The organism is Sphingobium algorifonticola, from assembly GCF_004005485.1.
In the GTDB taxonomy this organism is placed as follows: domain Bacteria; phylum Pseudomonadota; class Alphaproteobacteria; order Sphingomonadales; family Sphingomonadaceae; genus Sphingobium; species Sphingobium algorifonticola.
This window is the reverse complement of the sequence record NZ_RZUL01000001.1, coordinates 1,014,669-1,035,748: the sequence shown is the minus strand read 5'-3', so window position 1 is coordinate 1,035,748 and position 21,080 is coordinate 1,014,669. Positions and strand designations below refer to the sequence as shown.

Sequence of the window (21,080 nt, the reverse complement as noted above, 5' to 3'; positions counted from 1 at the left end):
CTATTGCCTTTCCGCAAGCCCAGCGCCGCCCTGCGCCTGCCCGCTATGGGCCTTTTGGGCGGAGACGGCGGCGCGCCCGCGCGGTCCGTTGAAATATTCCTGTATCCAGGGATGATCGGTCGCGAGCAGTTCCGCTATCGTACCGACGGCGATCACTTTCCTGTCGGCCAACACCGCCACCCGGTCGCAGATCGAGAACAGCGTATCAAGATCATGGGTGATGAGGAACACGGTCAGACCCAAAGTCTGCTGCAACTCGCGGGTCTGCGCGTCGAAGGCCGCGGCGCCGATCGGATCGAGACCGGCGGTCGGCTCATCGAGGAACAGCAGGTCCGGGTCGAGCGCCAGCGCGCGCGCCAGGCCCGCACGCTTCTTCATGCCGCCCGATAGCTCGGAAGGATATTTCGGCCCTGCCTCGCACGGTAAACCCGTCATGCGAATCTTGTAGGCCGCAATTTCGTCCCGCAGAGTCGCATTGATGTTCGGATAATATTCGCGCAGCGGCACTTCGACATTTTCCGCGACAGTCAGTGTGGAGAACAGCGCCCCGCCCTGAAACAGCACCCCCCAGCGTTTGCGGACAGCCAGCGCCTCTTCATCGTCCAGCCGGCCGATCATCGGTTCCCCGAACACATGCACTTCGCCCGCATCGGGGATCTGCAAACCGATGATCGAGCGCATCAGCACCGACTTGCCGGTGCCCGAACCGCCAACCACGCCCAGTATCTCGCCCTTGCGCACGTCTAGATCAAGGTCTTCGTGGACGATCTGGTCGCCGAAGCGGTTACGCAGGCCGCGTACCGAAATCGCGAACTCGGCATGCTCGACGGCTTCCTCCAGCCGCTGCTCGCTTTCCAGAACGCGCTGTTCCTCGTCCGTCATATCCACCCCACCCAAGTGAAGAAGACCGCGAAAAATGCGTCGAGAACGATCACCAGGAAGATCGCCTGCACGACCGCCGCCGTGGTGCGGTTGCCCACTTCCTCGGCGTTGGATTCAACCTGCATCCCCTGATAACAGCCGCAGATCGCGATGATGAGGCCAAAGACCGGCGCCTTGATCATCCCGACATAGACGTCGGTGATCGGCACGACCTCGCGAATGCGCTGCACGAAGGTGACGGGCGGAATGTCGAGCGCGACGGCGCACAGGAAGCCGCCGCCGATGATTGCGACGATCGATGCATAGAAACCCAAGAGCGGCATCATGACGACGGCGGCGATGACGCGCGGCATCACCAGCGCCTCCATGGGCGAAACGCCGATGGTGCGCATCGCGTCAATTTCCTCGGTCAGCTTCATCGTGCCAAGTTGCGCGGCAAAGGCCGATCCTGACCGCCCCGCGACCATGATTGCCGTCATGAGGACGCCCAGCTCGCGGAACGTGAGACGCCCCACAAGGTTGATCGTCATCACCTCCAGGCCGAACTGGCGCAGTTGCACCGACCCTTGCTGGGCAATGACGATGCCGATGAGGAAGCTCATGAGGCCGATGATCGCCAGCGCGGAAACGCCCACCACCTCCAGACGCTGCACGATGGCGTGCATCCGCACCCGGCGGGGATGGCGAATCAGTGTCCAGGCGGTGACAAGCGTGCCGCCGAAGAATCCGAGCAGACCAACCATCGTGTGCCCGGCGGTGCGAGTCGCGACGCCGATTTCGCTCAGCACGCGGATCAGCGGATATTCGGCTTCGGGACGGATGGCGACCGGCTCGCATTCCTTGCCGACCTCGTCGATCAGGCGCCGCGCTTCATCGCTGACACCGCGCAGGCTTGCGTTGTGCGCCAATGCGAAGCGATGCACCGTCCACGCGCCGATGGTGTCGATATGCGTAACGCCGCTCAGATCGACCGTGGCCACTGGCCCGCGGAGCGCATCCAGCCGGTCGGGCAGCGAACCGAGATGCGCAACCGCAAGATTGCCCGCGAGGCGGACGATCGTGCCATCGTCACCCTGTTCCTGCTGAAGTTCGGCCGATTGCATCATCTGCCTGGATTACTGGTCCATTATCGGTTGCGCGGCAAGCCGAAACGGCCCATCTGAACTGGCAGAACGAAAGGGCATGCGGAAAGTTTCGGACGCGGCATGGAAACAGACGAGACATGCCGGGCCGACGGGATCATCACCCCCCTATCCCGTCTGGCGATCTACGATATGGATCGCACCGTCACCTTCACCGGCACCTATAGCGGTTTCCTGATTCACATTGCCTGCGCCCTGTCGCCGTGGCGCCTGATCTTTCTGCCGTTCGTGCCCTTCGTGATGCTGGCTTATGTGGTCCGCCTGATCGACCGGGCGACCGTGAAGGAATGGAACCAGCGGCTGATGATAGGCCGCAAGGTCCGGCGGGACAGGCTCATGCCGCATGTCGAAAGCTATGCCGACAAGGTGATGGCGACCAACATACGCGGCGGGGCGCTGGCACAGATTGCGCGGGACCGCAGTGAAGGCTGCCGCCTCGTGCTGGCAACCGCTTCCTATCGCCTCTATGTCGAGGCGATCGCCCGGCGGCTGGGCTTCGACGCAGTGATCGCCACGGACCATCTGAGCCAGGACCTGACCTATGTCCGCGCCCGCATTGCCGGGGAAAACTGCTATGACGAAGGCAAGCTGCGGATGATCGAGGCCTGGATGGCGCAGGAAGGCATCGCCCGCGCGCAGGCGCATATCCGCGCCTATTCCGACCATGTGTCGGATGCCCCGATGCTGGACTTCGCGGACGAAGCCTTTGCCGCGAACCCGCATGTACCGCTGGCCACGCTGGCGCGGAAGCGCGGCTGGACGCGCGTCGACTGGACCTGAGCGGATCGGCGTTAACCGTAATTTCCCGCCTGTTATCCGCAACCTCGCCAATTTCAGCTGGCCGTGCCGTTAACCATTTATTATTCCCGGCGCGCCAATCTGCACCCGAACACACGTCCATCAGGGGATCATGTAACGGGGATTGGGAACCATGGGTAACAGCGTACGGACTGCACAGTTTCTGATAGAAAGCCGCCTTGCGGATGCCGCACGCGGCAACGGCCAGGCGCTGTTTGACCTGGGGATGGCCTACAGCACCGGCCATGGCGACCTTGCCGTCGATTATGTCGCAGCACATAAATGGTTCAATCTGGCGGCGCTCGCGGGGATCGAGGAAGCCCAATATCTGCGCGCCGAAGTCTCCGAGGAAATGACCGCGCGTGAAATCGCCGAAGCGCAGCGCCAGGCCCGCGCCTGGGTAGCCGCCACCAGCCGCGCCGCCGCCTGAGACAGCCAAAGCCTGAGCTAATCGCCCTTCCGAAACGGCGCATGCGCGTCCAGAAAGGCGCGATCCTGCGCCACGGCCTCCCGCTCCTGCGCGAGAAAGCCCGCCACTGCCCGGCGAAAACCGGGATCCGCAATGAAATGCGCCGAATAAGTCGGCTGCGGCGTGTAGCCCCGGGCCAGCTTGTGGCCGCCTTGCGCACCGGCCTCCACGCGATCGAGCCCCAAGCCGATCGCCGCGTCAATCGCCTGATAATAGCATAGTTCGAAATGCAGGAACGGCACGTCCTGCGTACACCCCCAATAGCGCCCATAGAGCGCATCCGTGCCGATGAGGTTGAGTGCCCCGGCGATCGGAATGCCGTCACGCAACGCCAGAATCAGCAAAATGCGATCGGCCATCCGTTCGCCCATCAGCGAAAAGGCCATCCGCGTCAGATAGGGCCGACCCCATTTGCGCGCGCCGGTATCCTGATAGAAGCGCCAGAAGATATCCCAGTGCGCTTCGGTCAGCGTGCTGCCGGTCAGATGCGCGATCTCCAGCCCCGCGACCGCCCGTGCGCGCTCCTTGCGGATGGACTTGCGCTTGCTGCTCGACAGATCGGCCAGAAAATCGTCGAAGCTGCGATAACCGCGATTGGTGAAATGAAACTGGCTGTCTTCCCGGATGAGCCATCCAGCCGCCTCGAACAGCGGCACCTGGTCTGCCGCGACAAAGGTGGCATGCCCGGAGGAAAGGCCGTTGTTCATGACGAGTTGCTCGATCCCGGCAATCAGCGCAGGCGCAAGCGCATGATCGCGCAACAAAAGCCGCGGGCCGGGCACCGGCGAAAACGGCACGGCAAGCTGAATCTTCGGATAATAGTGCCCGCCTGCCCGCTGCCACGCATCCGCCCAGCTGTGGTCGAACACATATTCGCCCTGGCTGTGCGTCTTGGCGTAGCAAGGCGCGGCTGCGGCAAGGCGCCCGTCCGGCCCGTCGATCGTCAGCGGCAGCGATTGCCAGCCGGTACCGGTGCCGACGCTTCCCGACTCCTCCATGATGCTCAGAAAATCGTGGCTGACGAAAGGATTGTCCGGCCCGGCGCAGGCATCCCACTGGTTCCGGTCGATCGCGGATACCGCTTTGCCGACGCGGATGGTGGCTGGTTCGGGCACGGTCACGATCGTCGACGGGCCGATGACGCAGGCAGCCGTGTCACATGGACACCGCCGCCCCATCAGGCCGGGCGGAGTCAGGCCGGGCGGATGGCAATGATTGCATCGATTTCCACCGCAGCACCCAGCGGCAGGACCGGCACGCCGACTGCGCTGCGGGCGTGACGCCCTGCATCGCCGAAAACATCGACCATAAGGTCCGACGCACCGTTGGCGACCTGCGGCTGCTGCGTGAAATCATCAGCACTGGCGATGAAAGCGCCCAGTTTGACGATCCGTTCGACTCGGTCGAGCGACCCCAATGCCGCCTGCATCTGCGCCAGCAGCATCAGGCCGCACATCCGCGCCGCCTTCTGCCCGAAGGCGGTGTCGCGGTCCTCCCCCAGCCGTCCCTGCATCACAACGCCATCATCGAAAGGGATCTGGCCGGAGATGAACAGCAGTCCGCCGCTTTCGACGGCAGGCACATAGGAGGCAACCGGCGCGGCGGGCCGAGGGAGGGTGATGCCGAGGTCGGCCAGGCGGGTTTCGATGCTCATGGCGTCCTTCTGATCGGCGGGCGCTGTCGGGTCAAGCGCGAAGCATCAGATCGTTGACGGTGCCGGTTCGGCAGCGTCGAAACGCGCCATGATCCATGCCTCTGCGCGTGCCCAGTCGTCGATCCGGGCGTGGGCATGGGGATCCTGGGGTACGACCTGTGCGATTTCCGGTTCCCCGATCATGTGCAACCGCCAGACATCGGGCGCATGTTTCGCCACCGATTGATGATGTACGCCCAGATCGTCGACGAATATCGCAACAGGCGGCTGATGCCGTGCGACAATGCGCGCGAGCGGCGCGCCCTTGCCGCCCTGATTCCAGTGCACCGGATGGTCCAGGCCGAACCGGCGCAATTGCTCCACCCGCCCGGCATGGGCCTGTTCGCCGATGTTAGTCAGCACTTCGATGTCAGCGACGCGCGAAAGGCGCGCGAGGGATTCGATTGCACCGGCAATCGGCTGCTGCCGGTGCATCTCGGTAGCGAAAAAGGCGTTGAGCAGCGTCCAGACCAGTTCCTTTTCGACTAGGTCGCCACTGTCCTTATGCCGCAGCGCATCGGCAAAGGCCTGGCCCTGCATATCGAAATGGATGCCGTGCGCTTCGTCGAGCCACTGGCGGAACGGCACGACCATATGCAGCAGCACTTCGTCACAGTCGGTGACGATCAGCGGGCGATTCGCCGGGGCGTTCATGCCGTGAGCCTTGCGCGGGCATCGACGAGCGCCGCCGGTGTGCAGGCGATCGCGTCCGCGCAGGCCAGCAAATCGGGTTCGTGACTGGCGAGATGATCGAGAACCGCCGCCAGGACGGCAGGATTGCCGATGGCCGTCCGCAACATCGCCGGGCTAAGCCCGGTGAGCGCAAGAAAGCGTTCAGCGCGGGGTCCGTCCGCCATCAACCACGCCAGCGCCAGCAGCGCGAGCGTCTGTGCATCGGGAACCGCCTTCTTGCTTTCCATCGCATCGATCCGCATTTAGCTTAGCCTTGTGGAATGTGGTTCGATTTGCATTCCGATGATGTCCGGAGTGTCTGGTGGCAAAGCGCGTGCTCGTTGTCGAGGACAACGAACTCAATCTCAAACTTTTCTGCGACCTGTTGCGCGCGCATGGGCACGACGCGCTGGCCGTGCGCGACGGGCGCGACGCACTGGCGCAGGCGCGCGCTTTCAGGCCCGAACTGGTCATCATGGACATTCACTTGCCGCATGTCGGCGGTATCGACATCATCAAGGCGCTGAAGGCAGACGCCGGTCTTGCCGCCGTGCCGGTTATGGCGGTGACGGCCTATGCCGGGAAGGGCGACGAGGACAATATCCGCGCGGCGGGCGCGCAGGCCTATGTCTCCAAGCCGATATCGGTGATGAAGTTCATGGACGTGGTCAATGGCCTGATTGCGCCGCACGAGCCGGAGCCGTCAACCGACGCATAGCCCGAACACGGCAAAGGCCCGCACCGGAACCGGCACGGGCCTGATTGCGTCGAACAGCGGCAGACTGCGCAACATGCAGCCCTCGCCTGTCTGAATTACTTGATCTTGGCTTCCTTGAACTCGACATGCTTGCGCACGACGGGATCATATTTGCGGAAGCTGAGCTTTTCCGTCTTGGTGCGGGGGTTCTTCTTCGTCACATAGAAGAAGCCGGTGTCCGCCGTGCTGACGAGCCTGATCTTGACGGTGGCTGGCTTTGCCATGTCCGTATCCTTGCAAAAAACGAGGCACACGGCCCCGCGAATCTGTTGAAAAAGAAAGGCGGCATCGCAGCCGCCTCGTTTCAGCGCCGCCCAATGCGTCAGATTCGTGTCGCTGTCAAGCCGGAGACCCCCGCCCGATATACGGCGAGCGCACGCTTTACGTGCGGTTAACCATCGTCGGCGCATGATGGCGCAAAGGGACAGGCAACAGGGAGCCGCACCCATGAAACATGATGCCATGCTTGCCATCCGCGCCGACGTCGTGCGGCGAATCGATGCGATCGCCGAGCAGCGCGGCCATATGCCGCTCGCGGCGATGTGCGAGGAAGTCGATGGGATCCGCCATGTCGCACGCAGCTATGGGCTTGAGCCGCTCGAGCGGCTGGCATCGATGCTGGAATCGGCACTTGCCCTCGACGGCCATGGTCCGGTTGTCCTGTCCTATCTCGACATGATGCGCGACGCCGCCGCCTGCGAGGATGTCGGCCCGCATGTCAGCACCGCCTATCTCGCCGCTATGTCGCTGCGCATGGGCGCCTGATCGCCAATCTGCATGGACGCGCTGCTGGTTACGTTTCTCGCCTGCCTTCTGTGCGAGACGGGCGGCGCGATCCAGATGCTGGCGACCGGCCTGGCCGGTCGTAATCACTCCGCAGGCTTGCTGGCAGTCGGGCTTGTCGCCGCGGCGATTGCGCATGCCGCGCTCGCGGCCGTGGGCGGGGCATGGCTCGCCGGACTTATGGCGGCCGACGCGCGCAGCCTTTTCCTGGCCATCGCCCTAATATCTGGGGGCGCAGCTATTCTGCTGCCCGTGAAACAGCCCGACATGCTGGACGAATGGCGCATCGGCACCCTGGCAACGGCATTTCTGGGCTTTGTGATATTGGGGTTCGGCAATGCGGCGCAGTTCATCGTGATGGGCATGGCCGTGCGCACGGCGGATCCGGTCTGGGCAGCGACCGGCGGCGCGCTGGGGACTATTGTCGCCTGCCTGCCGTCTCTCATGGTCAAGGATGGCGTGGCGTCTTTCCGGGTCTTGCGGCATGTGCGCCGGGCGGGGGGTGCAGGCCTGCTGCTAATCGGCGCGCTTATTGGCCTGTCTGCCCTTCATTTGCTGTGATCGCGCGGAACGATCAGCCTCATCAACAATTCAGAACAATTATTTTGGCGATCCATGGCACAATTCGTGGCATGGATCATTATGTCTCCGTAACTTTTCCGCTCGATCAGGAGAAACTGCATGACAGCTGCTGACCTCAAGACACCGACCGACCTCAAGAGCAACGCCACGAAGTCCGTCGCGGAAGCGCTGAACGGCATATTGGCCGACAGCTATGCCTTGTATTTCAAGACCAAGAACTTCCACTGGCATGTGTCCGGCCCGCATTTCCGCGACTATCACCTGATGTTCGACGAACAGGCGGCGCAGATACTGGCGACGACCGATGCGATTGCCGAGCGTGTCCGCAAGACGGGGAACACGACTCTGCGCTCGATCGGCGATATCGCGCGCCACCAGACGTTGCAGGACAACGACGCCACCTTCGTCAGCCCGGACGACATGCTGGCCGAATTGCGGCAGGACAATCTGAAACTCGTCGAGGCGCTACGCGCTGCGAAAGAAGCTGCAGACGAAGCCAACGACAATGCCACGGACGGTCTGCTCGACGACTGGACCGATCAGGCCGAAGAGCGCGCGTGGTTCCTGTTCGAGGCCGGACGCAAGGGCTGAACCCTCGCTTCACGCTATTGAAATAGGGGCCGATACGCTATCGTATCGGCCCCTATTTCATTAATTACGATCACGGCAGGTTGACCCCGGCCCGGTCAGTCTGCCTTGGATTGCAGATTGACGGCGGCATATTTGCCGCGCCGATCGACTTCCAGCTCGAAATCGAGCCGATCGCCTTCGTTAAGCGCAGCCATACCCGCGCGCTCGACCGCGCTGATATGGACGAACGCGTCCGGCTGACCATCGTCGCGCTGGATGAAGCCGAAGCCCTTCATGGCATTGAAGAACTTGACGGTGCCGCTTGCGCGTTCACCGGTAAGCTGACGCTGCGGCCCCCGGTCGCCGCCACCGAAACCGCCAGGTGCGGCGCCCGCGCGCGGTTCACGCGGCGGACCGCGATCGGTTACCGGAAGCGGTTCCCCGTCGATCTTGAGATCGGTCGCCGAAATCTTGCCGCCGCGATCAACCAGCGTGAAACCGAGCGGCTGACCTTCGGCCAGACCCGTGAGACCGGCTTGCTCAACCGCGCTGATATGCACGAACACGTCTTCGCCGCCATCATCGCGCACGACGAAGCCGAAGCCCTTTTGCGCGTTGAAAAACTTTACGACGCCGGTGCCTTCGCCAACGACCTGCGCCGGCATGCCGCGCCCGCCGCCACCGCCTGCGCCACCGCCGCGAAAGCCGCCGCCTGCACCACCGCCACCAAAGCGATCGCCGCCACCGCCGAAGCGATCACCGCCGCCGAAACCGCCACCACCACCGAAGCGGTCGCCGCCACCGCCGAAACGGCTGCCGCTCTGCTCAACATATCCGCCGAAATTTTCGTCGCCGAAACCGTCCCGCTTGTCCTTGCCGCGCCCGCGGCGACCTCTATCAAAACTCATGCCCTGTTAGTCACTTTCGCTCGCCCATCAAATTTCGGATTGCCTGCCGGACGAAGGGACATGCAGAATCCGCCGCAAAACTACGGTTTGGGACTCACTATAGACAGATTTTTTCAGCGATGCGAATGATTTTCCCGCACGGTTTGGGCAACCAAACATCGCGTCGATGCTTTGGTCTTTCCGATCCATATTGTTTCATCTTCGTATCGGCCGTCGGCCACCCCCCGGCAGCTCCTCGCACACCTTCGTCCGCAGCTCTCTTCAGGAAGTTTTCGCAGTGACAGAGATTTTCGCCATATTCGCCGATCCCGCCGTTTGGGCCGCGCTGTTCGCGCTGGTTGTCATGGAAGTGGTGCTGGGCATCGACAATCTGATTTTCATATCCATCCTGTCCAACCGGTTGCCGCCAGAACAACAGGCAAAGGCCCGCAAGCTGGGCATCGGGCTGGCGCTTGGCCTGCGCCTCGCGCTGCTGTCAGGCATCGCTTGGCTGGTCGGGCTGACGGCCCCGATCATCGACCTGGGGATTACCGGGGCACCCGGCAGCCATGGCGAACCCACATTCGAGACCGCATTTTCATGGCGCGACATCATCCTGATTGCCGGCGGGCTGTTTCTCGTCTGGAAGGCGACGAAGGAAATCCACCACAATCTGGATGGCGAGGAGTCCGGCGAGTTGCTCGACAAGAAGAGCGGCGGCAAGGCCGTCAGCTTCGGATCGGTGATCGTACAGATATTGCTGCTCGACATGGTTTTTTCGATCGATTCGATCCTGACCGCCGTGGGCATGACCGACGATCTGCCCGTGATGGTGATCGCGGTCATCGTGGCGGTCACCGTCATGCTGCTTGCCGCCGATCCGCTCGCCAATTTCATTGCCCGCAACCCGACCGTGGTCATGCTGGCGCTGGGTTTCCTGCTGATGATCGGCGCGGTCCTGATCGCCGACGGCTTCGGCGTGCACGTTCCCAAGGGCTATATCTACGCCGCCATGGCCTTTTCGGCCTTCGTCGAGATGCTCAACATCGCCAGCCGCAGACGCAGGGTCGCGGCGAAAGGCACGCATTGAACGGCGGCGCTTACCTCTCTAAAGGGAAGCGATGACAGTCCATTTCCATGAAGAAGATTTGCCGCCCGGCGTACTGGCCGACGGGCCGGTTGCCATCGATACCGAAACCATGGGTCTGATAACCCCGCGCGACCGGCTGTGCGTCGTGCAGATCAGCGACGGGCGCGGTGACGAGCATCTGGTGCGTTTCAACCCCGGCAGTTCCTATGAAGCGCCCCATCTGAAAGCCGTCATCGCCGATCCGGCGCGCATCAAGCTGTTTCATTTCGGGCGTTTCGACATCGCGGCGCTCCAGCATTATCTGGGTGTGCTGGCGACGCCGGTCTATTGCACCAAGATCGCCTCGCGGCTGGTACGAACCTATACCGACCGTCACGGGCTGAAGGAACTGGTGCGCGAGCTCTTGGGGCAGGATCTGAGCAAGGTGCAGCAAAGCTCCGACTGGGGCGGCCCGGTGCTGTCGGACGCGCAGAAGGACTATGCGGCGTCCGACGTGCGCTACCTGCACTTGCTGAAGGACGAACTGGACGGGCGCCTGATCCGCGAAGGTCGCATGGAGATAGCACAGGCCTGTTTCGATTTCCTGCCGCACAGGGCGCTGCTCGACCTTGCGGGCTGGCCGGAAACCGACATTTTTGCGCATATGTAGGCGCTGATGTCGTTCCAGGCCGACCAGCAACGTACCAGCCGCCAGTCATGGGCGATACCCGGTGGCAGCCACGACCGGCTGATTGGGGCGCTCAAGAATGCGTTGCCGGTTCTGGTGGGCGTCCTTTCCGCCTTCCTGGCGACCGCGCCCTTCACAAGCGTCGGTGACGTGAGTTTCGTGCTCGACAAGAACAAGGTGGCCGTGGCCAAGGAACGGATGCGCGTGACCGAGGCACTGTATAGGGGCGAGGACAGCAGCGGGCAGCGATTCTCCTTGCGCGCTGGATCGGCCGTGCAGAAAAGCTCGCGTGAACCGATCGTGCATTTGCAGGATCTGTCAGCGCGAATCCTGTTGTCGGACGGTCCCGCCGTGCTGACGGCGCAGCGGGGTCGCTATGATATGGACAGCGAACGCGTCATGATCGATGGCGCGGTGCAGTTTCAGGCCGCAGGGGGCTATCGCCTGACCACGCGCGACGTTGGTATCGACCTCAAGACGCGGCAGATGCGCAGTGCTGGGCGAGTCGATGGCCGGATGCCGATAGGGACGTTCAGCGGTGACCGGCTGGAAGCCGATCTGGGCGCGCGGACCGTGACGCTGAACGGTCGCGCCCGCTTGCGTATCGACCAAAATGGCCTCAAAGGGCGATCACGATGACCCGGCATTTCCCCCTGATCGCGTTCTGCCTTTCGGCGGCCGCCCTCACGCTGTCCGTTACCGGCGCGCAGGCGCAGACACTCGCCAACCACAACAGCAACGCGCCGGTCAATTTCGCCGCCGACCGCATCGAAGTGCAGGATCGCGCCGACCGTGTCGTCGTATCGGGCAATGTCGTTGTCGATCAGGCAGGGCTGACGTTGCGCGCCGCACGCATGACCGTGGCCTATCGTCAGGTCGGCAGCATCGAGATAGACCGTATCGACGCATCAGGCTCCGTGGTGGTGACGCGTGGAAACGAAACCGCGCGCGGCAATGTCGCCATCTATGACCTTAACCGCCGGCTCATCACCATGCTGGGCAATGTCCAGCTGGTGCAGGGCAGCAATCGCCTGTCTGGCGGGCGGCTGCTGATCGACCTGGCAAGCGGACGCTCGACCGTCGATGGACGGTCCGCAGGTGGCCCGCCGGGATCGGTGACGGGTTCGGGCGGCCGCGTTTCCGGCACGTTCACCGTGCCCCAGCGCCCGGCGGCCAACCGCTGATCCGGCCACCACACCATAGTGGCCGACGCAAACCCACTTGCCCATTGTCATCGCGCCATGCAGAAAGCGTGCAAGATTGATGCCGAACCTGGGTCGGCTACGCGCGGATGGCGGACCAAGGGCGGCATGAGGATATTGCATGGATGATCTGACAAGCATCGCCCCCACCGCTGCGCCTGTGATTCCGCATGACCGCGGCGATGGTCTTTCGGTCGTTTCGATCGCCAAAAGCTATGACCGGCGGACGGTGCTGGCCGACGTGTCGCTGACGGTCGGCAACGGCGAAGTCGTCGGCCTGCTGGGTCCCAACGGCGCGGGCAAGACGACCTGCTTCTATTCGATCATGGGGCTGGTGCGCCCGGACAGCGGCCGCATCATGCTGGACGGCCATGATATCACGAGCCTGCCAATGTATCGCCGGGCGATTCTGGGCCTAGGCTATCTGCCGCAGGAAACCTCCATCTTTCGTGGCATGACGGTGGAACAGAATATCGGTGCCGTGCTGGAGTTGGCCGAACCGGACAAGGCGGCGCGGGCGGAACGGCTGGAAACCCTGCTGGCGGAGTTCGGACTGACCCGGCTGCGGGCCGCATCCGCCATGGCGCTTTCAGGCGGAGAGCGGCGGCGATGCGAAATCGCCCGCGCGCTCGCCGCCAGCCCCTCCATCGTGCTACTGGACGAGCCGTTCGCGGGCATCGATCCGCTGTCCATCGCCGATATCCGCGATCTGGTGAAGCAGCTCAAGACGCGCGGCATCGGCGTGCTCATCACCGACCATAATGTGCGCGAGACGCTGGAAATCGTCGATCGTGCCTGCATCATCTACGATGGCAAGGTGCTCTTTGCGGGCAGCCCGACCGAACTCGTCGCCAATGCCGACGTCCGCCGCCTGTATCTGGGCGAAAGCTTTTCGCTGTGACGCGATGAGCAGGCACGCACCCTTGCGGAGTGACAGGCAAGGCTGATGGCGCTGGGTCCTCGCCTCGATCTGCGGCAGAGCCAGTCGCTGGTCATGACGCCGCAGTTGCAGCAGGCGATCCGGCTGCTCGCGCTTTCCAATCTCGAAATCGAGACATTCATCGCGGGCGAGCTGGAACGCAATCCGCTGCTGGAATCCGGGCCTTCGGGCGCAGTCGAGGAAATCCCCCTGTCGGACATGGCGGACGGTGGCGCCGACGCCCCTGCCCTGTCCGCCGAAACCGCCAGCGCCGACAGCCTGATCGCACAAGGCCTGGGCGCATCCGACAATCCGCTGGATGTCGATTATGGCGCTGAAACCTTCATCGACGATGGCCCCGGCGACCGGCTGTCCGTGCATGCGGCCGTCGCGGACCGGAGCCTGAGCGGCGAGGCGCAATCGACCAGCGGCGGCTTTGGCGAGGACGGCCCGGATTTCGACAGTTTCGCCAGCGCCGATATCGGGCTGCACGAACATCTGATGGCGCAGGCGGGCACGCGATTGTCCGGCATCGAACTGCTGATTGCGCGACAGCTGATCGGGCAGATCGACGAAGCGGGCTATCTGGAAGCTGACCTGTCGGCGCTGGCGCGTGCGCTCGACGTGCCGCTCCAAACGGTCGAAGCGGTGCTGGGCGTGATCCAAAGCTTCGATCCCACCGGCGTCGGCGCGCGCAGCCTTTCCGAATGCCTGGCACTGCAGTCGAAGGAAGCCGACCGTTACGATCCTTGCATGGCGCTGCTGATCGACAATCTGGACATTCTGGCGAAGGGCGCGCTGCCGCATCTGCGGCGCATCTGCGGCGTGGACGAGGAAGACATGGCCGACATGATCCGCGAACTGCGCAGTTACGACCCTAAGCCGGGGCTGCGCTATGGTGGTGACAGCGCGCCTGCCGTCGTGCCGGACCTTTTTGTAGCCCCGCGCGGGCCGGGATGGGCGATCGAAATCAACGCGGCCACGCTGCCACGCGTTCTCGTCAACCGGAATTACTATGTCGAACTGGCCAATGGCGCGCATGACAAGCAATCGAAAGCCTGGCTGACCGATTGCCTGGCGAGCGCCAACTGGCTGGTGAAGGCCCTGGATCAGCGCCAGAAGACCATCATCAAGGTGGCGAGCGAAATCGTGAAACAGCAGGACGCCTTTTTCCGCGAGGGCGTAGCGCATCTGCGTCCGCTGACGCTGCGTATGGTCGCCGATGCGATCGAGATGCACGAGTCGACCGTCAGCCGGGTGACGTCCAACAAATATCTCTCCTGCCCGCGCGGCCTGTTCGAGCTGAAATATTTCTTCACGAGCGCCATTCAGTCTTCGGACGGCGGCGATGCGGTGTCTGCCGAAGCCGTCAAGAGCCATATCAAGGCGCTGATTGCGGGTGAGGACGGACGGAAAATCCTGTCGGACGATACGCTGGTCGATCTGCTGCGCGCCAAGGGATTCGACATCGCCCGGCGCACCGTCGCCAAATATCGCGAAGCTCTCGGCATCGGTTCATCGGTGCAGCGGCGCCGGCAAAAGGCGCTGGGCGGCAGCAAGGCCGCGTAACCTCACCGCAGCAGCTTGATCTCGAACAGACGGGGCCAGTATTTGCCCGTGACGAACAGGCGATCGCGCGTCGCGTCATAGGCGATGCCGTTCAGCACGGCTTCGGGGTCTTTTGCTTGTACCTGGTCGGCCAGCGACGACAGGTCGATCCAGTCGATGACGGCACCGGTGGCCGGGTCGATCCGGGCGATACGATTGTCGAACCAGACATTGGCCAGCACTTCGCCCTTCACATATTCCAGCTCGTTCAGGCGATCGACCGGACGGCCGTTCCACGTGACCGTGATGCGCCGGATTTCGGCCAGTGTGTCGGGATCGAGGAAGCGCAATTCTGCGGTGCCGTCGCTCATGATGAGCGCGCGCCCGTCCTGCGTCAGCGCCCAGCCTTCGCCTTCGTAGCGGAAATCGCCGATCCGTCTGAAATCCTTGCGGTTCCAGACGAACCCCTGCCGGTGCCGCCAGGTGAGGCTGATGATCCGGTCGCTCCAGTTCACGATCCCCTCGCCGAAATAGGGATCATCGATCGCGACACGGCGGAGCACCTTGCCGTCTTTCAGCCGCACCTGCCGGATGTCCGACTTTCCGGTCAGCCCGGTGCTTTCGTACAGGCTGTCATCGACCCACAGCAGCCCTTCGGTGAACGCCTTAGGATCGTGCGGATAGCTTTTGACGAGCGTCCAGCGCGTCTCGGCACCTGCGACCGTCGGACAGACGAACAGGGCCAGCGCAAGCAACGACCATCGCATGCGATCAGCCTTCTGCCGGTGCGGTGATCGCCGCTGACAGCCAATCGGGCAGCGCCAGCGTTACCATATCTTCCACCCTGCGATGCTCGATGGAAACCCCATATGCGACGAGTGCCAGCCGCTGCCGCTTCGAATCGGCCTGCGCCAGAGGCACCGCGACAAGCCGCCGGTTCACCTTTGACCGATAATGCATCCGCGCCGTATTTTCCTGGCCGATGTAGCAGCCTTTGGTAAAGTCGACGCCGTTCAGTGCCTCCGCATTGGCTTCGAGCCAGAGAGTCTGGTCCTGACCCAGCTCGGCAACGCCCTCGAACACCTGGAGCGAGAGCCGATGTCTGCGCCAAGCGGCGCTGACGTCCTGTCCATCGGCGGGGGCCAGCCACCGATAGCCGAGCGTCGGCAAGCGCGGATCGCGCGATTGGCCAGGCTCGTCCAGCGCCCAATGCACGGCCATGGCGGGATCCCTCGCGATCGTGACGGGGCGGCGCAGGCGGTACATCGAAAGGCGCCGCATCAGCGCATCGCCCTGCGCCGCCTCGCAGTCGATCAGGACATCGTCTCCATCGGCCCACAGCATGAAATCGAACAGCGCCTTGCCCTGCGGCGTGAGCAGCCCGGACCAGCGCGGCACGCCGGGCACCAGGCCGATCACGTCCTGCGTCACCAGCCCCTGCAGGAACGCGCGGGCCTCCGCGCCGGAAACGCGCAGCACGGCACGGTCAGGCAGCATGCCATGGGGGGTGGTATCGGTCATGGACCTTAGGTAGGACGATGCCGGTGCCAAGCCAAGCCAAAGCGGACAACCATCATGACCCAGATTTTCGACATGGTCCTCAACAACGGGACAATCCATACCCCCGGCGGCCCGGTTCTGGCGGATATCGGGGTTTCGGGCGGACGGATCGCGGCCATCGGCAGCGGCTTTTCAGGCGGAGAAACAATCGATTGCACCGGTCTCGACATCTTGCCGGGGGTGATCGACAGCCAAGTGCATTTCCGCGAGCCGGGGCTGGAGCACAAGGAGGATCTGGAAAGCGGGAGCCGCGCGGCGGTGCTGGGCGGCGTCACGGCCGTGTTCGAAATGCCCAACACCAATCCCAATACCGACACGGCCGAACGCGTTCACGACAAGCTGGCCCGCGCCCGCCATCGGATGTGGTGCGACCATGCCTTCTATGTCGGTGCGACGGCGGACAATGCCGAACAGCTTGCCGAACTGGAGCGGATTCCCGGCACGGCAGGCGTGAAGATATTCATGGGCGCCTCGACCGGCAGCCTGCTGGTGGATGACGACAATGCGCTTGCCCGTGTGCTCGCCTCCGGCAAGCGGCGCGTCGCCATTCATGCCGAAGACGAAAGCCGGATGAACGCACGCAAGGATTTCCGCGTCGAAGGTGATCCCGCTTCGCACCCCGTCTGGCGCGATGATGAAAGCGCAATGATCGCGACGAAGCGGATCATTGCGCTTGCCCGTGCGGCCGGGCGGCGCATTCATGTCCTCCACATCACGACGCCCGCCGAACTGGAGTATATTGCACAGAACAAGGATATCGCGACGTGCGAGGTGACGCCGCAGCATCTGACCTTGGCCGGTGAGGAGGCCTATCCGCGGCTTGGCACCTTCGCGCAGATGAACCCGCCTATCCGGTCGGGTGCCCATCGCGATGGCCTGTGGCATTTCCTCAATCAGGGAGTCCCCGACGTGCTCGGGTCCGATCATGCGCCGCATACGCTGGAGGAAAAGGCGAAGACCTACCCGGCCTCGCCCAGCGGCATGCCGGGCGTGCAGACGCTCGTGCCTCTGCTGCTCGACCATGTTGCACAGGGCCGCACCACATTGGCACGGTTCATAGAACTGACCAGCGCCGGGCCGCAGCGCATATTCGGGCTGGTCGGCAAGGGACGAATCGCGGCGGGTTACGATGCCGACTTCACGATCGTGGACCTCAAGAAACGCTGGACGATCGGAGCGGACTGGCTTGCCTCGCGCTGTGGCTGGTCGCCCTTTGCGGACATGAGCCTGACGGGCAAACCAGTCGGCACCATCATCCGCGGCAACCGGGTGATGTGGGAAGACAGCCTGGCAGAGGCCGCGATCGGCGAGCCGGTGCGCTTTGAAGCGACCGATTTCTGAGCAGTGCATACGAATACATGACCAGGCCCGCCCCCTGATGCGGCATCAGGTTACGTGACGGACACATAACAAACGCAACGTCATCACAGGAGAGAAACCATGGCCATGGCACCCGGCGTGACCGCGCCGCAAACAGACCGGGGTTCGCCAGCGCCCGACAATACAAGGGGACTTTTGTTCCTGGTCGTCGCCGTGTTCTTCCTATTCGGGGGCATCACCAATCTCAACGACATATTGATTCCCAAGCTGAAAGGTCTTTTCTCGCTGGGTTATGCCGAAGCGATGCTGGTGCAGTTCGCCTTCTTCACCAGCTATGCGATTTTCTCGATCCCTGCCGGGCTGGTGATGGCGAAGCTGGGCTATTTCCGGGGTATTGTGCTGGGCTTTGGCATCATGGCGCTGTCTTGCCTGCTGTTCCTGCCGGCGGCCTATTCGGGTCTGTTCGGATCGTTTCTGGCCGCGCTGTTCATGCTCGGCGGCGGCATTACCCTGCTTCAGGTCGCGGTAAACCCACTTATCATTTCGCTGGGCAAGCCGGAGACGGCGCACAGCCGCCTGACCTTCGCGCAGTTCTTCAATTCGATCGGTGTTTTCCTGATGATCCGTTTCGGTGCCGAAGCGATCCTGGGCGAGGAATCGACGGTAGACGCATCAACGCTCTCGGGCGATGCGCTGACCGCGCACCGCGTTGCGGAAACGACCGTGATCGGCCACAGCTACATCGGCCTTGCAATCGTACTGACACTAATCGCCCTGTTCTTCTGGACGCGCCGCAGCCTGCTCGACCAGCAACAGGTCGCGAAAGTAAAAATGGCGGGCACCTTCGCGTTGCTGCGCCGTCCCCGCCTCGCATTCGGGGTGGCAGGCATCTTCGTCTATGTCGGTGCGGAAGTGGCAATCGCCAGCATCATGGTCAGCTATCTGGGCGACGCGCGCGTGCTCGCGCTGGACCCGCGCGCGGGCGGCGTGATGCTGTCCTATTACTGGCTGGGGGCGCTGATCGGGCGGATGATCGGCGGTTTCCTGCTCCGGCTGGCGCGGCCCGGCGCGCTGCTGGCAAGCTTTGCGGGGATCGCGATTGCCCTCATTCTCGTTTCGGCGGTCAGCACGGGCAGCGTTGCGGCCTGGTCATTGATTGCCGTCGGCCTGTTCAACTCGATCATGTTCCCGACAATCTTCAGCCTCGCCACCGAAGGTCTGACCGAAGAGGCACCGCAGGCGTCCGGCCTGCTATGCACGGCCATCGTTGGCGGCGCGATCGTGCCGGTCGCCATGGGCCTGCTGGCCGACGCCGCAGGCCTTGCCATCGCACTGGCAGTGCCTGTGCTGTGCTATGCCGTCATTCTGGCGTTCGGCCTTTACGCTCTGGCCGCACCGAAATCCGTCGCGACGTAGGTTTTCAGGGCGACGCTAGGGCGCGTGCCGCGCGCGCGCTGCGAACCGAATCGACGGTGTAGATCGCCAGCCCCGCCCAGATCAGGCCGAAGCTGGCGATCTGCCCCTGATTGAGACTTTCGCCGAAAACCAGCACGGCAACGAAAAACTGGATCGTTGGCGAAAGATATTGCAGCAGGCCGAGTGTCGACAGAGGCATGCGCCGCGCCGCCGTGGCGAACAACAGCAGCGGCAGCGATGTGACAACGCCACTCAGCACCAGCAGGACTGTACGGGGTGCATCCTGCCCCAGTGCAATGCCCCCGTGGCTGGCCAGCCAGGCCATATAGGCGAGCGCCACCGGCGTGAGGATAAGCGTTTCGGCAGCGAGGCCCTGTCGCGGGCCGACCGAGGCCGTCTTGCGAATATAGCCGTAGAAGGCAAAGCTGATGGCGAGCAGAAGGCTGAGCCACAGGGTGGCGAATGCGCTGGCCGCCATGACCGCAACCCCAAGCGTCGCAACGCCCACGGCCACCTTCTGCATCGCGCTGAGCCTTTCCTTCAGAAAGACGACGCCCAGCAGCACGTTGACGAGCGGGTTCAGGAAATAGCCAAGGCTGGCGGCTACGATGTGATCGGTGGAGATGGCCCACACATAGGCCAGCCAGTTGATGCCGATCAGCGCGGCGCTCAGCATCATGCTTCCCATGACCGCGCGGTTGCGCACCGTCGCCTTGAACTGCCCCAGCGCCCCGGTGGCCGCCAGCAGTGCGATCAGAAAAACCAGCGAGAACAGCACACGACTGGCGACGATTTCGGCCGGGCCGACGCTCGCCAGCAGCTTGAAATAAAGCGGGAGCAGGCCCCAGAGGAAATAGGCCCCCAGACCGAAGGGCAAACCGCTGCCGCCTTTCGCCCGCGACGGACTTTCCATCAACTCGGCCCCCCGGCGCGCAGGCGCAATCAGATGATGCCGCCACCCAGAAACAGGCGGAACATGCCCAATGCGGCGACGACCAGACAGAAATTGCGCCCGCCGTTGCGCGAGGAAACCGTGCCGACCAGGGCGCCGACCAGCGCGATCGGCACGAACAACCAGTTCGCCCAGCCGAGAAACGGAATGATCGTTGGCAGCATCAGGATGAGGGCGAGGAGGCCAATCAGGCCGGAAAGGATGTTCAGCATCCCAAGCACATGGATGCAATGCGCCATGACTTCAATCCCCGACCGGCAAAAGCCGGGCCATGGCAGAGAGAATCTTAACCTTGTTGGCGGAAAGACTGACAGCCGGGTGATCCGGCGACTGACCGGTGCCCGGAGATCGTACGCATGGCATCATCGCGCGGATTATGGGCAGCGACCGGCATGGCGGCGGCAATGACGCTTGCTGGGTGTGGCGCCGCGCCTCGCGATCCCGATGCGGCGCTGGCAGCGGCGCTGGCCAAGGATACGGCTGATCCGCTGATCCGCGACACGCTGACCATGCCGCTTGCGACTGACCCCGATCTGGCGACCCAGGCAAACGTCAATGCCATCCGCAGCAGCCCACGGGTGGCAGGCAACAGTATTCCGCGACCGCTTTCGCGCGCCGATGCCGCTTCAGCTCTGCCAACAAGGGATGGCAAACGCCTTGCAGCGCCCGCCGCAGTGCCTGCGTCACCCTGCCCCGATTGCGGTCCCGACGGACCCGCGACGCTGGGCGCCCTTGCCCGTGAACTGGCGCGGCGTACGCCAGCTGCCTGCCATGCCGACCCGGCCCATCGCCTCGATTACGCTCTGCCATGGGCCGAGCGCCTGCCGCCGCCGTTCGCGCTGTTCCCGGGTGCGGCGCTGATGGATGCCGCCGGAGCCGAGACCGCCGATTGCGCGGTGCGCGCTGCCAGCGTTGCTATCGCAGCGTCAGCGCAAGATGTGATCGATCATTATTACACCCAGGCCCGCCGCGCCGGATATACGGTGGCGCATCAGCGACTGGGCAGCCATGCCATGCTGATCGGCGCGCGCGCGCGCGACAAAGGCGGCCTTCTCCTGATCGCGCGGACGGCGCCCGATGGCGGTGCGACGGTCGATCTGGTCGTGAGCGAGTCGCGCTGAACCCCGGTCCGCGCGGCGCCGCCTTGCACTGTTGGCCAGCGCAGGGGTGA

General features: G+C 63.5%; 27 protein-coding genes. 15 read left to right on the top strand and 12 right to left on the bottom strand.

Going from position 1 to position 21,080, the window contains the following annotated elements; all coding sequences use genetic code 11:
* Both ENE74_RS04835 and ENE74_RS04830 read right to left on the bottom strand, forming a co-directional pair.
* A complete protein-coding gene (locus ENE74_RS04835; RefSeq protein ID WP_127689446.1) occupies nucleotides 1-882 on the bottom strand; it encodes an ABC transporter ATP-binding protein in 882 nt (293 codons plus the stop codon).
* On the bottom strand, nucleotides 879-1,988 hold the full coding sequence (locus ENE74_RS04830) for an ABC transporter permease (RefSeq protein WP_127689445.1): 1,110 nt from the start codon (nucleotides 1,986-1,988) through the stop codon (nucleotides 879-881). Before ENE74_RS04830 ends, ENE74_RS04835 begins: the two co-directional genes overlap by 4 nt.
* Nucleotides 1,989-2,156: 168 nt before the next feature.
* Here ENE74_RS04830 and ENE74_RS04825 point away from each other — a divergent pair, with 168 nt between their 5' ends.
* Nucleotides 2,157-2,804 (top strand): HAD family hydrolase, encoded by a 648-nt coding sequence (locus ENE74_RS04825; protein ID WP_127689590.1) that lies wholly within the window; start codon nucleotides 2,157-2,159, stop codon nucleotides 2,802-2,804.
* A 151-nt stretch (nucleotides 2,805-2,955) separates the two neighbouring features.
* Nucleotides 2,956-3,252 carry an SEL1-like repeat protein gene (locus ENE74_RS04820; RefSeq protein WP_127689444.1) on the top strand — a complete coding sequence of 99 codons (297 nt, stop codon included), beginning with the start codon at nucleotides 2,956-2,958 and terminating at the stop codon, nucleotides 3,250-3,252.
* 17 nt (nucleotides 3,253-3,269) lie between these two features.
* On the opposite strand, the gene ENE74_RS04815 is transcribed toward ENE74_RS04820, so the two are convergent.
* From ENE74_RS04815 to ENE74_RS04800, 4 genes are all read right to left on the bottom strand, one after another.
* On the bottom strand, nucleotides 3,270-4,406 hold the full coding sequence (locus ENE74_RS04815; protein ID WP_241241843.1) for a GNAT family N-acetyltransferase: 1,137 nt from the start codon (nucleotides 4,404-4,406) through the stop codon (nucleotides 3,270-3,272).
* 77 nt (nucleotides 4,407-4,483) lie between these two features.
* Nucleotides 4,484-4,945: a RidA family protein gene (locus tag ENE74_RS04810; RefSeq protein WP_127689442.1), complete on the bottom strand. Its 462-nt coding sequence runs from the start codon at nucleotides 4,943-4,945 to the stop codon at nucleotides 4,484-4,486.
* A gap of 45 nt (nucleotides 4,946-4,990) precedes the next feature.
* The gene (locus ENE74_RS04805) at nucleotides 4,991-5,638 is read right to left on the bottom strand and encodes an HAD family hydrolase (RefSeq protein WP_127689441.1); all 648 of its coding nucleotides are present in this window, start codon (nucleotides 5,636-5,638) and stop codon (nucleotides 4,991-4,993) included.
* A complete protein-coding gene (locus tag ENE74_RS04800) occupies nucleotides 5,635-5,919 on the bottom strand; it encodes a DUF3572 family protein (RefSeq protein WP_127689440.1) in 285 nt (94 codons plus the stop codon). The genes ENE74_RS04805 and ENE74_RS04800 overlap by 4 nt, the downstream gene beginning before the upstream one ends.
* A 59-nt stretch (nucleotides 5,920-5,978) precedes the next feature.
* On the opposite strand from ENE74_RS04800, the gene ENE74_RS04795 reads away from it, so the two are divergent.
* Nucleotides 5,979-6,374 (top strand): response regulator, encoded by a 396-nt coding sequence (locus ENE74_RS04795; protein ID WP_206517635.1) that lies wholly within the window; start codon nucleotides 5,979-5,981, stop codon nucleotides 6,372-6,374.
* 95 nt (nucleotides 6,375-6,469) lie between these two features.
* Here the strand turns inward: ENE74_RS04795 and rpmG are convergent, their stop codons facing one another.
* Complete coding sequence (gene rpmG, locus ENE74_RS04790; protein WP_127689439.1) at nucleotides 6,470-6,637, bottom strand: 50S ribosomal protein L33; 168 nt, start codon at nucleotides 6,635-6,637, stop codon at nucleotides 6,470-6,472.
* 223 nt (nucleotides 6,638-6,860) lie between these two features.
* Here rpmG and ENE74_RS04785 point away from each other — a divergent pair, with 223 nt between their 5' ends.
* The 3 genes from ENE74_RS04785 (at nucleotide 6,861) to ENE74_RS04775 (ending at nucleotide 8,369) form a co-directional block, all read left to right on the top strand.
* Complete coding sequence (locus ENE74_RS04785) at nucleotides 6,861-7,178, top strand: hypothetical protein (RefSeq protein ID WP_127689438.1); 318 nt, start codon at nucleotides 6,861-6,863, stop codon at nucleotides 7,176-7,178.
* 12 nt (nucleotides 7,179-7,190) lie between these two features.
* On the top strand, nucleotides 7,191-7,757 hold the full coding sequence (locus ENE74_RS04780) for a TMEM165/GDT1 family protein (RefSeq protein WP_127689437.1): 567 nt from the start codon (nucleotides 7,191-7,193) through the stop codon (nucleotides 7,755-7,757).
* Nucleotides 7,758-7,877: 120 nt separating this feature from the next.
* A complete protein-coding gene (locus ENE74_RS04775; protein ID WP_127689436.1) occupies nucleotides 7,878-8,369 on the top strand; it encodes a Dps family protein in 492 nt (163 codons plus the stop codon).
* 95 nt (nucleotides 8,370-8,464) lie between these two features.
* Here the strand turns inward: ENE74_RS04775 and ENE74_RS18630 are convergent, their stop codons facing one another.
* Complete coding sequence (locus tag ENE74_RS18630) at nucleotides 8,465-9,256, bottom strand: cold-shock protein (protein WP_127689435.1); 792 nt, start codon at nucleotides 9,254-9,256, stop codon at nucleotides 8,465-8,467.
* Nucleotides 9,257-9,533: 277 nt separating this feature from the next.
* Here ENE74_RS18630 and ENE74_RS04765 point away from each other — a divergent pair, with 277 nt between their 5' ends.
* The 6 genes from ENE74_RS04765 to rpoN all read left to right on the top strand — a co-directional run bounded on the left by ENE74_RS04765 (nucleotide 9,534) and on the right by rpoN (nucleotide 14,682).
* Nucleotides 9,534-10,325, top strand: a complete 792-nt coding sequence (locus ENE74_RS04765) for a TerC family protein (RefSeq protein ID WP_241241820.1) — start codon at nucleotides 9,534-9,536, stop codon at nucleotides 10,323-10,325.
* Between the two features lie 31 nt (nucleotides 10,326-10,356).
* A complete protein-coding gene (locus tag ENE74_RS04760) occupies nucleotides 10,357-10,974 on the top strand; it encodes a ribonuclease D (RefSeq protein WP_127689433.1) in 618 nt (205 codons plus the stop codon).
* A gap of 6 nt (nucleotides 10,975-10,980) precedes the next feature.
* Nucleotides 10,981-11,631 carry an LPS export ABC transporter periplasmic protein LptC gene (gene lptC / locus ENE74_RS04755; protein WP_127689432.1) on the top strand — a complete coding sequence of 217 codons (651 nt, stop codon included), beginning with the start codon at nucleotides 10,981-10,983 and terminating at the stop codon, nucleotides 11,629-11,631.
* Complete coding sequence (locus ENE74_RS04750; protein WP_127689431.1) at nucleotides 11,628-12,176, top strand: LptA/OstA family protein; 549 nt, start codon at nucleotides 11,628-11,630, stop codon at nucleotides 12,174-12,176. Before lptC ends, ENE74_RS04750 begins: the two co-directional genes overlap by 4 nt.
* Before the next feature lie 139 nt (nucleotides 12,177-12,315).
* Nucleotides 12,316-13,095 carry an LPS export ABC transporter ATP-binding protein gene (gene lptB, locus ENE74_RS04745; RefSeq protein ID WP_127689430.1) on the top strand — a complete coding sequence of 260 codons (780 nt, stop codon included), beginning with the start codon at nucleotides 12,316-12,318 and terminating at the stop codon, nucleotides 13,093-13,095.
* 45 nt (nucleotides 13,096-13,140) lie between these two features.
* The gene (gene rpoN / locus ENE74_RS04740) at nucleotides 13,141-14,682 is read left to right on the top strand and encodes an RNA polymerase factor sigma-54 (protein WP_127689429.1); all 1,542 of its coding nucleotides are present in this window, start codon (nucleotides 13,141-13,143) and stop codon (nucleotides 14,680-14,682) included.
* Nucleotides 14,683-14,684: 2 nt separating this feature from the next.
* Here rpoN and ENE74_RS04735 read toward each other — a convergent pair whose 3' ends face one another.
* The gene (locus ENE74_RS04735) at nucleotides 14,685-15,428 is read right to left on the bottom strand and encodes a glutaminyl-peptide cyclotransferase (RefSeq protein WP_127689428.1); all 744 of its coding nucleotides are present in this window, start codon (nucleotides 15,426-15,428) and stop codon (nucleotides 14,685-14,687) included.
* 4 nt (nucleotides 15,429-15,432) lie between these two features.
* Nucleotides 15,433-16,182, bottom strand: coding sequence for a CAF17-like 4Fe-4S cluster assembly/insertion protein YgfZ (gene ygfZ, locus ENE74_RS04730; RefSeq protein WP_127689427.1), 750 nt, complete (start codon nucleotides 16,180-16,182; stop codon nucleotides 15,433-15,435).
* 54 nt (nucleotides 16,183-16,236) lie between these two features.
* Here ygfZ and ENE74_RS04725 point away from each other — a divergent pair, with 54 nt between their 5' ends.
* Nucleotides 16,237-17,562: a dihydroorotase gene (locus ENE74_RS04725; protein WP_127689426.1), complete on the top strand. Its 1,326-nt coding sequence runs from the start codon at nucleotides 16,237-16,239 to the stop codon at nucleotides 17,560-17,562.
* Between the two features lie 99 nt (nucleotides 17,563-17,661).
* Nucleotides 17,662-18,957, top strand: coding sequence for a sugar MFS transporter (locus ENE74_RS04720; RefSeq protein WP_127689425.1), 1,296 nt, complete (start codon nucleotides 17,662-17,664; stop codon nucleotides 18,955-18,957).
* Between the two features lie 4 nt (nucleotides 18,958-18,961).
* On the opposite strand, the gene rarD is transcribed toward ENE74_RS04720, so the two are convergent.
* Both rarD and ENE74_RS04710 read right to left on the bottom strand, forming a co-directional pair.
* Entirely contained in the window at nucleotides 18,962-19,870 is a 909-nt protein-coding gene (rarD, locus tag ENE74_RS04715) for an EamA family transporter RarD (RefSeq protein WP_127689424.1), read from the bottom strand.
* Between the two features lie 29 nt (nucleotides 19,871-19,899).
* A complete protein-coding gene (locus ENE74_RS04710; protein ID WP_420902557.1) occupies nucleotides 19,900-20,148 on the bottom strand; it encodes a hypothetical protein in 249 nt (82 codons plus the stop codon).
* A gap of 117 nt (nucleotides 20,149-20,265) precedes the next feature.
* Here ENE74_RS04710 and ENE74_RS04705 point away from each other — a divergent pair, with 117 nt between their 5' ends.
* Complete coding sequence (locus ENE74_RS04705; protein ID WP_127689423.1) at nucleotides 20,266-21,030, top strand: hypothetical protein; 765 nt, start codon at nucleotides 20,266-20,268, stop codon at nucleotides 21,028-21,030.
* The last annotated feature ends 50 nt before the right edge of the window (nucleotides 21,031-21,080 follow it).

Coding starts and splice junctions, on each gene's coding strand:
- ENE74_RS04835 (WP_127689446.1), bottom strand. CDS start 882: ATGACGGACGAGGAACAGCGCGTTCTGGAAAGCGAGCAGCGGCTGGAG.
- ENE74_RS04830 (WP_127689445.1), bottom strand. CDS start 1,988: ATGATGCAATCGGCCGAACTTCAGCAGGAACAGGGTGACGATGGCACG.
- ENE74_RS04825 (WP_127689590.1), top strand. CDS start 2,157: ATGGATCGCACCGTCACCTTCACCGGCACCTATAGCGGTTTCCTGATT.
- ENE74_RS04820 (WP_127689444.1), top strand. CDS start 2,956: ATGGGTAACAGCGTACGGACTGCACAGTTTCTGATAGAAAGCCGCCTT.
- ENE74_RS04810 (WP_127689442.1), bottom strand. CDS start 4,945: ATGAGCATCGAAACCCGCCTGGCCGACCTCGGCATCACCCTCCCTCGG.
- ENE74_RS04805 (WP_127689441.1), bottom strand. CDS start 5,638: ATGAACGCCCCGGCGAATCGCCCGCTGATCGTCACCGACTGTGACGAA.
- ENE74_RS04800 (WP_127689440.1), bottom strand. CDS start 5,919: ATGCGGATCGATGCGATGGAAAGCAAGAAGGCGGTTCCCGATGCACAG.
- rpmG (WP_127689439.1), bottom strand. CDS start 6,637: ATGGCAAAGCCAGCCACCGTCAAGATCAGGCTCGTCAGCACGGCGGAC.
- ENE74_RS04785 (WP_127689438.1), top strand. CDS start 6,861: ATGAAACATGATGCCATGCTTGCCATCCGCGCCGACGTCGTGCGGCGA.
- ENE74_RS04780 (WP_127689437.1), top strand. CDS start 7,191: ATGGACGCGCTGCTGGTTACGTTTCTCGCCTGCCTTCTGTGCGAGACG.
- ENE74_RS04775 (WP_127689436.1), top strand. CDS start 7,878: ATGACAGCTGCTGACCTCAAGACACCGACCGACCTCAAGAGCAACGCC.
- ENE74_RS18630 (WP_127689435.1), bottom strand. CDS start 9,256: ATGAGTTTTGATAGAGGTCGCCGCGGGCGCGGCAAGGACAAGCGGGAC.
- ENE74_RS04760 (WP_127689433.1), top strand. CDS start 10,357: ATGACAGTCCATTTCCATGAAGAAGATTTGCCGCCCGGCGTACTGGCC.
- lptC (WP_127689432.1), top strand. CDS start 10,981: ATGTCGTTCCAGGCCGACCAGCAACGTACCAGCCGCCAGTCATGGGCG.
- ENE74_RS04750 (WP_127689431.1), top strand. CDS start 11,628: ATGACCCGGCATTTCCCCCTGATCGCGTTCTGCCTTTCGGCGGCCGCC.
- lptB (WP_127689430.1), top strand. CDS start 12,316: ATGGATGATCTGACAAGCATCGCCCCCACCGCTGCGCCTGTGATTCCG.
- rpoN (WP_127689429.1), top strand. CDS start 13,141: ATGGCGCTGGGTCCTCGCCTCGATCTGCGGCAGAGCCAGTCGCTGGTC.
- ENE74_RS04735 (WP_127689428.1), bottom strand. CDS start 15,428: ATGCGATGGTCGTTGCTTGCGCTGGCCCTGTTCGTCTGTCCGACGGTC.
- ygfZ (WP_127689427.1), bottom strand. CDS start 16,182: ATGACCGATACCACCCCCCATGGCATGCTGCCTGACCGTGCCGTGCTG.
- ENE74_RS04725 (WP_127689426.1), top strand. CDS start 16,237: ATGACCCAGATTTTCGACATGGTCCTCAACAACGGGACAATCCATACC.
- ENE74_RS04720 (WP_127689425.1), top strand. CDS start 17,662: ATGGCCATGGCACCCGGCGTGACCGCGCCGCAAACAGACCGGGGTTCG.
- rarD (WP_127689424.1), bottom strand. CDS start 19,870: ATGGAAAGTCCGTCGCGGGCGAAAGGCGGCAGCGGTTTGCCCTTCGGT.
- ENE74_RS04710 (WP_420902557.1), bottom strand. CDS start 20,148: ATGGCGCATTGCATCCATGTGCTTGGGATGCTGAACATCCTTTCCGGC.
- ENE74_RS04705 (WP_127689423.1), top strand. CDS start 20,266: ATGGCATCATCGCGCGGATTATGGGCAGCGACCGGCATGGCGGCGGCA.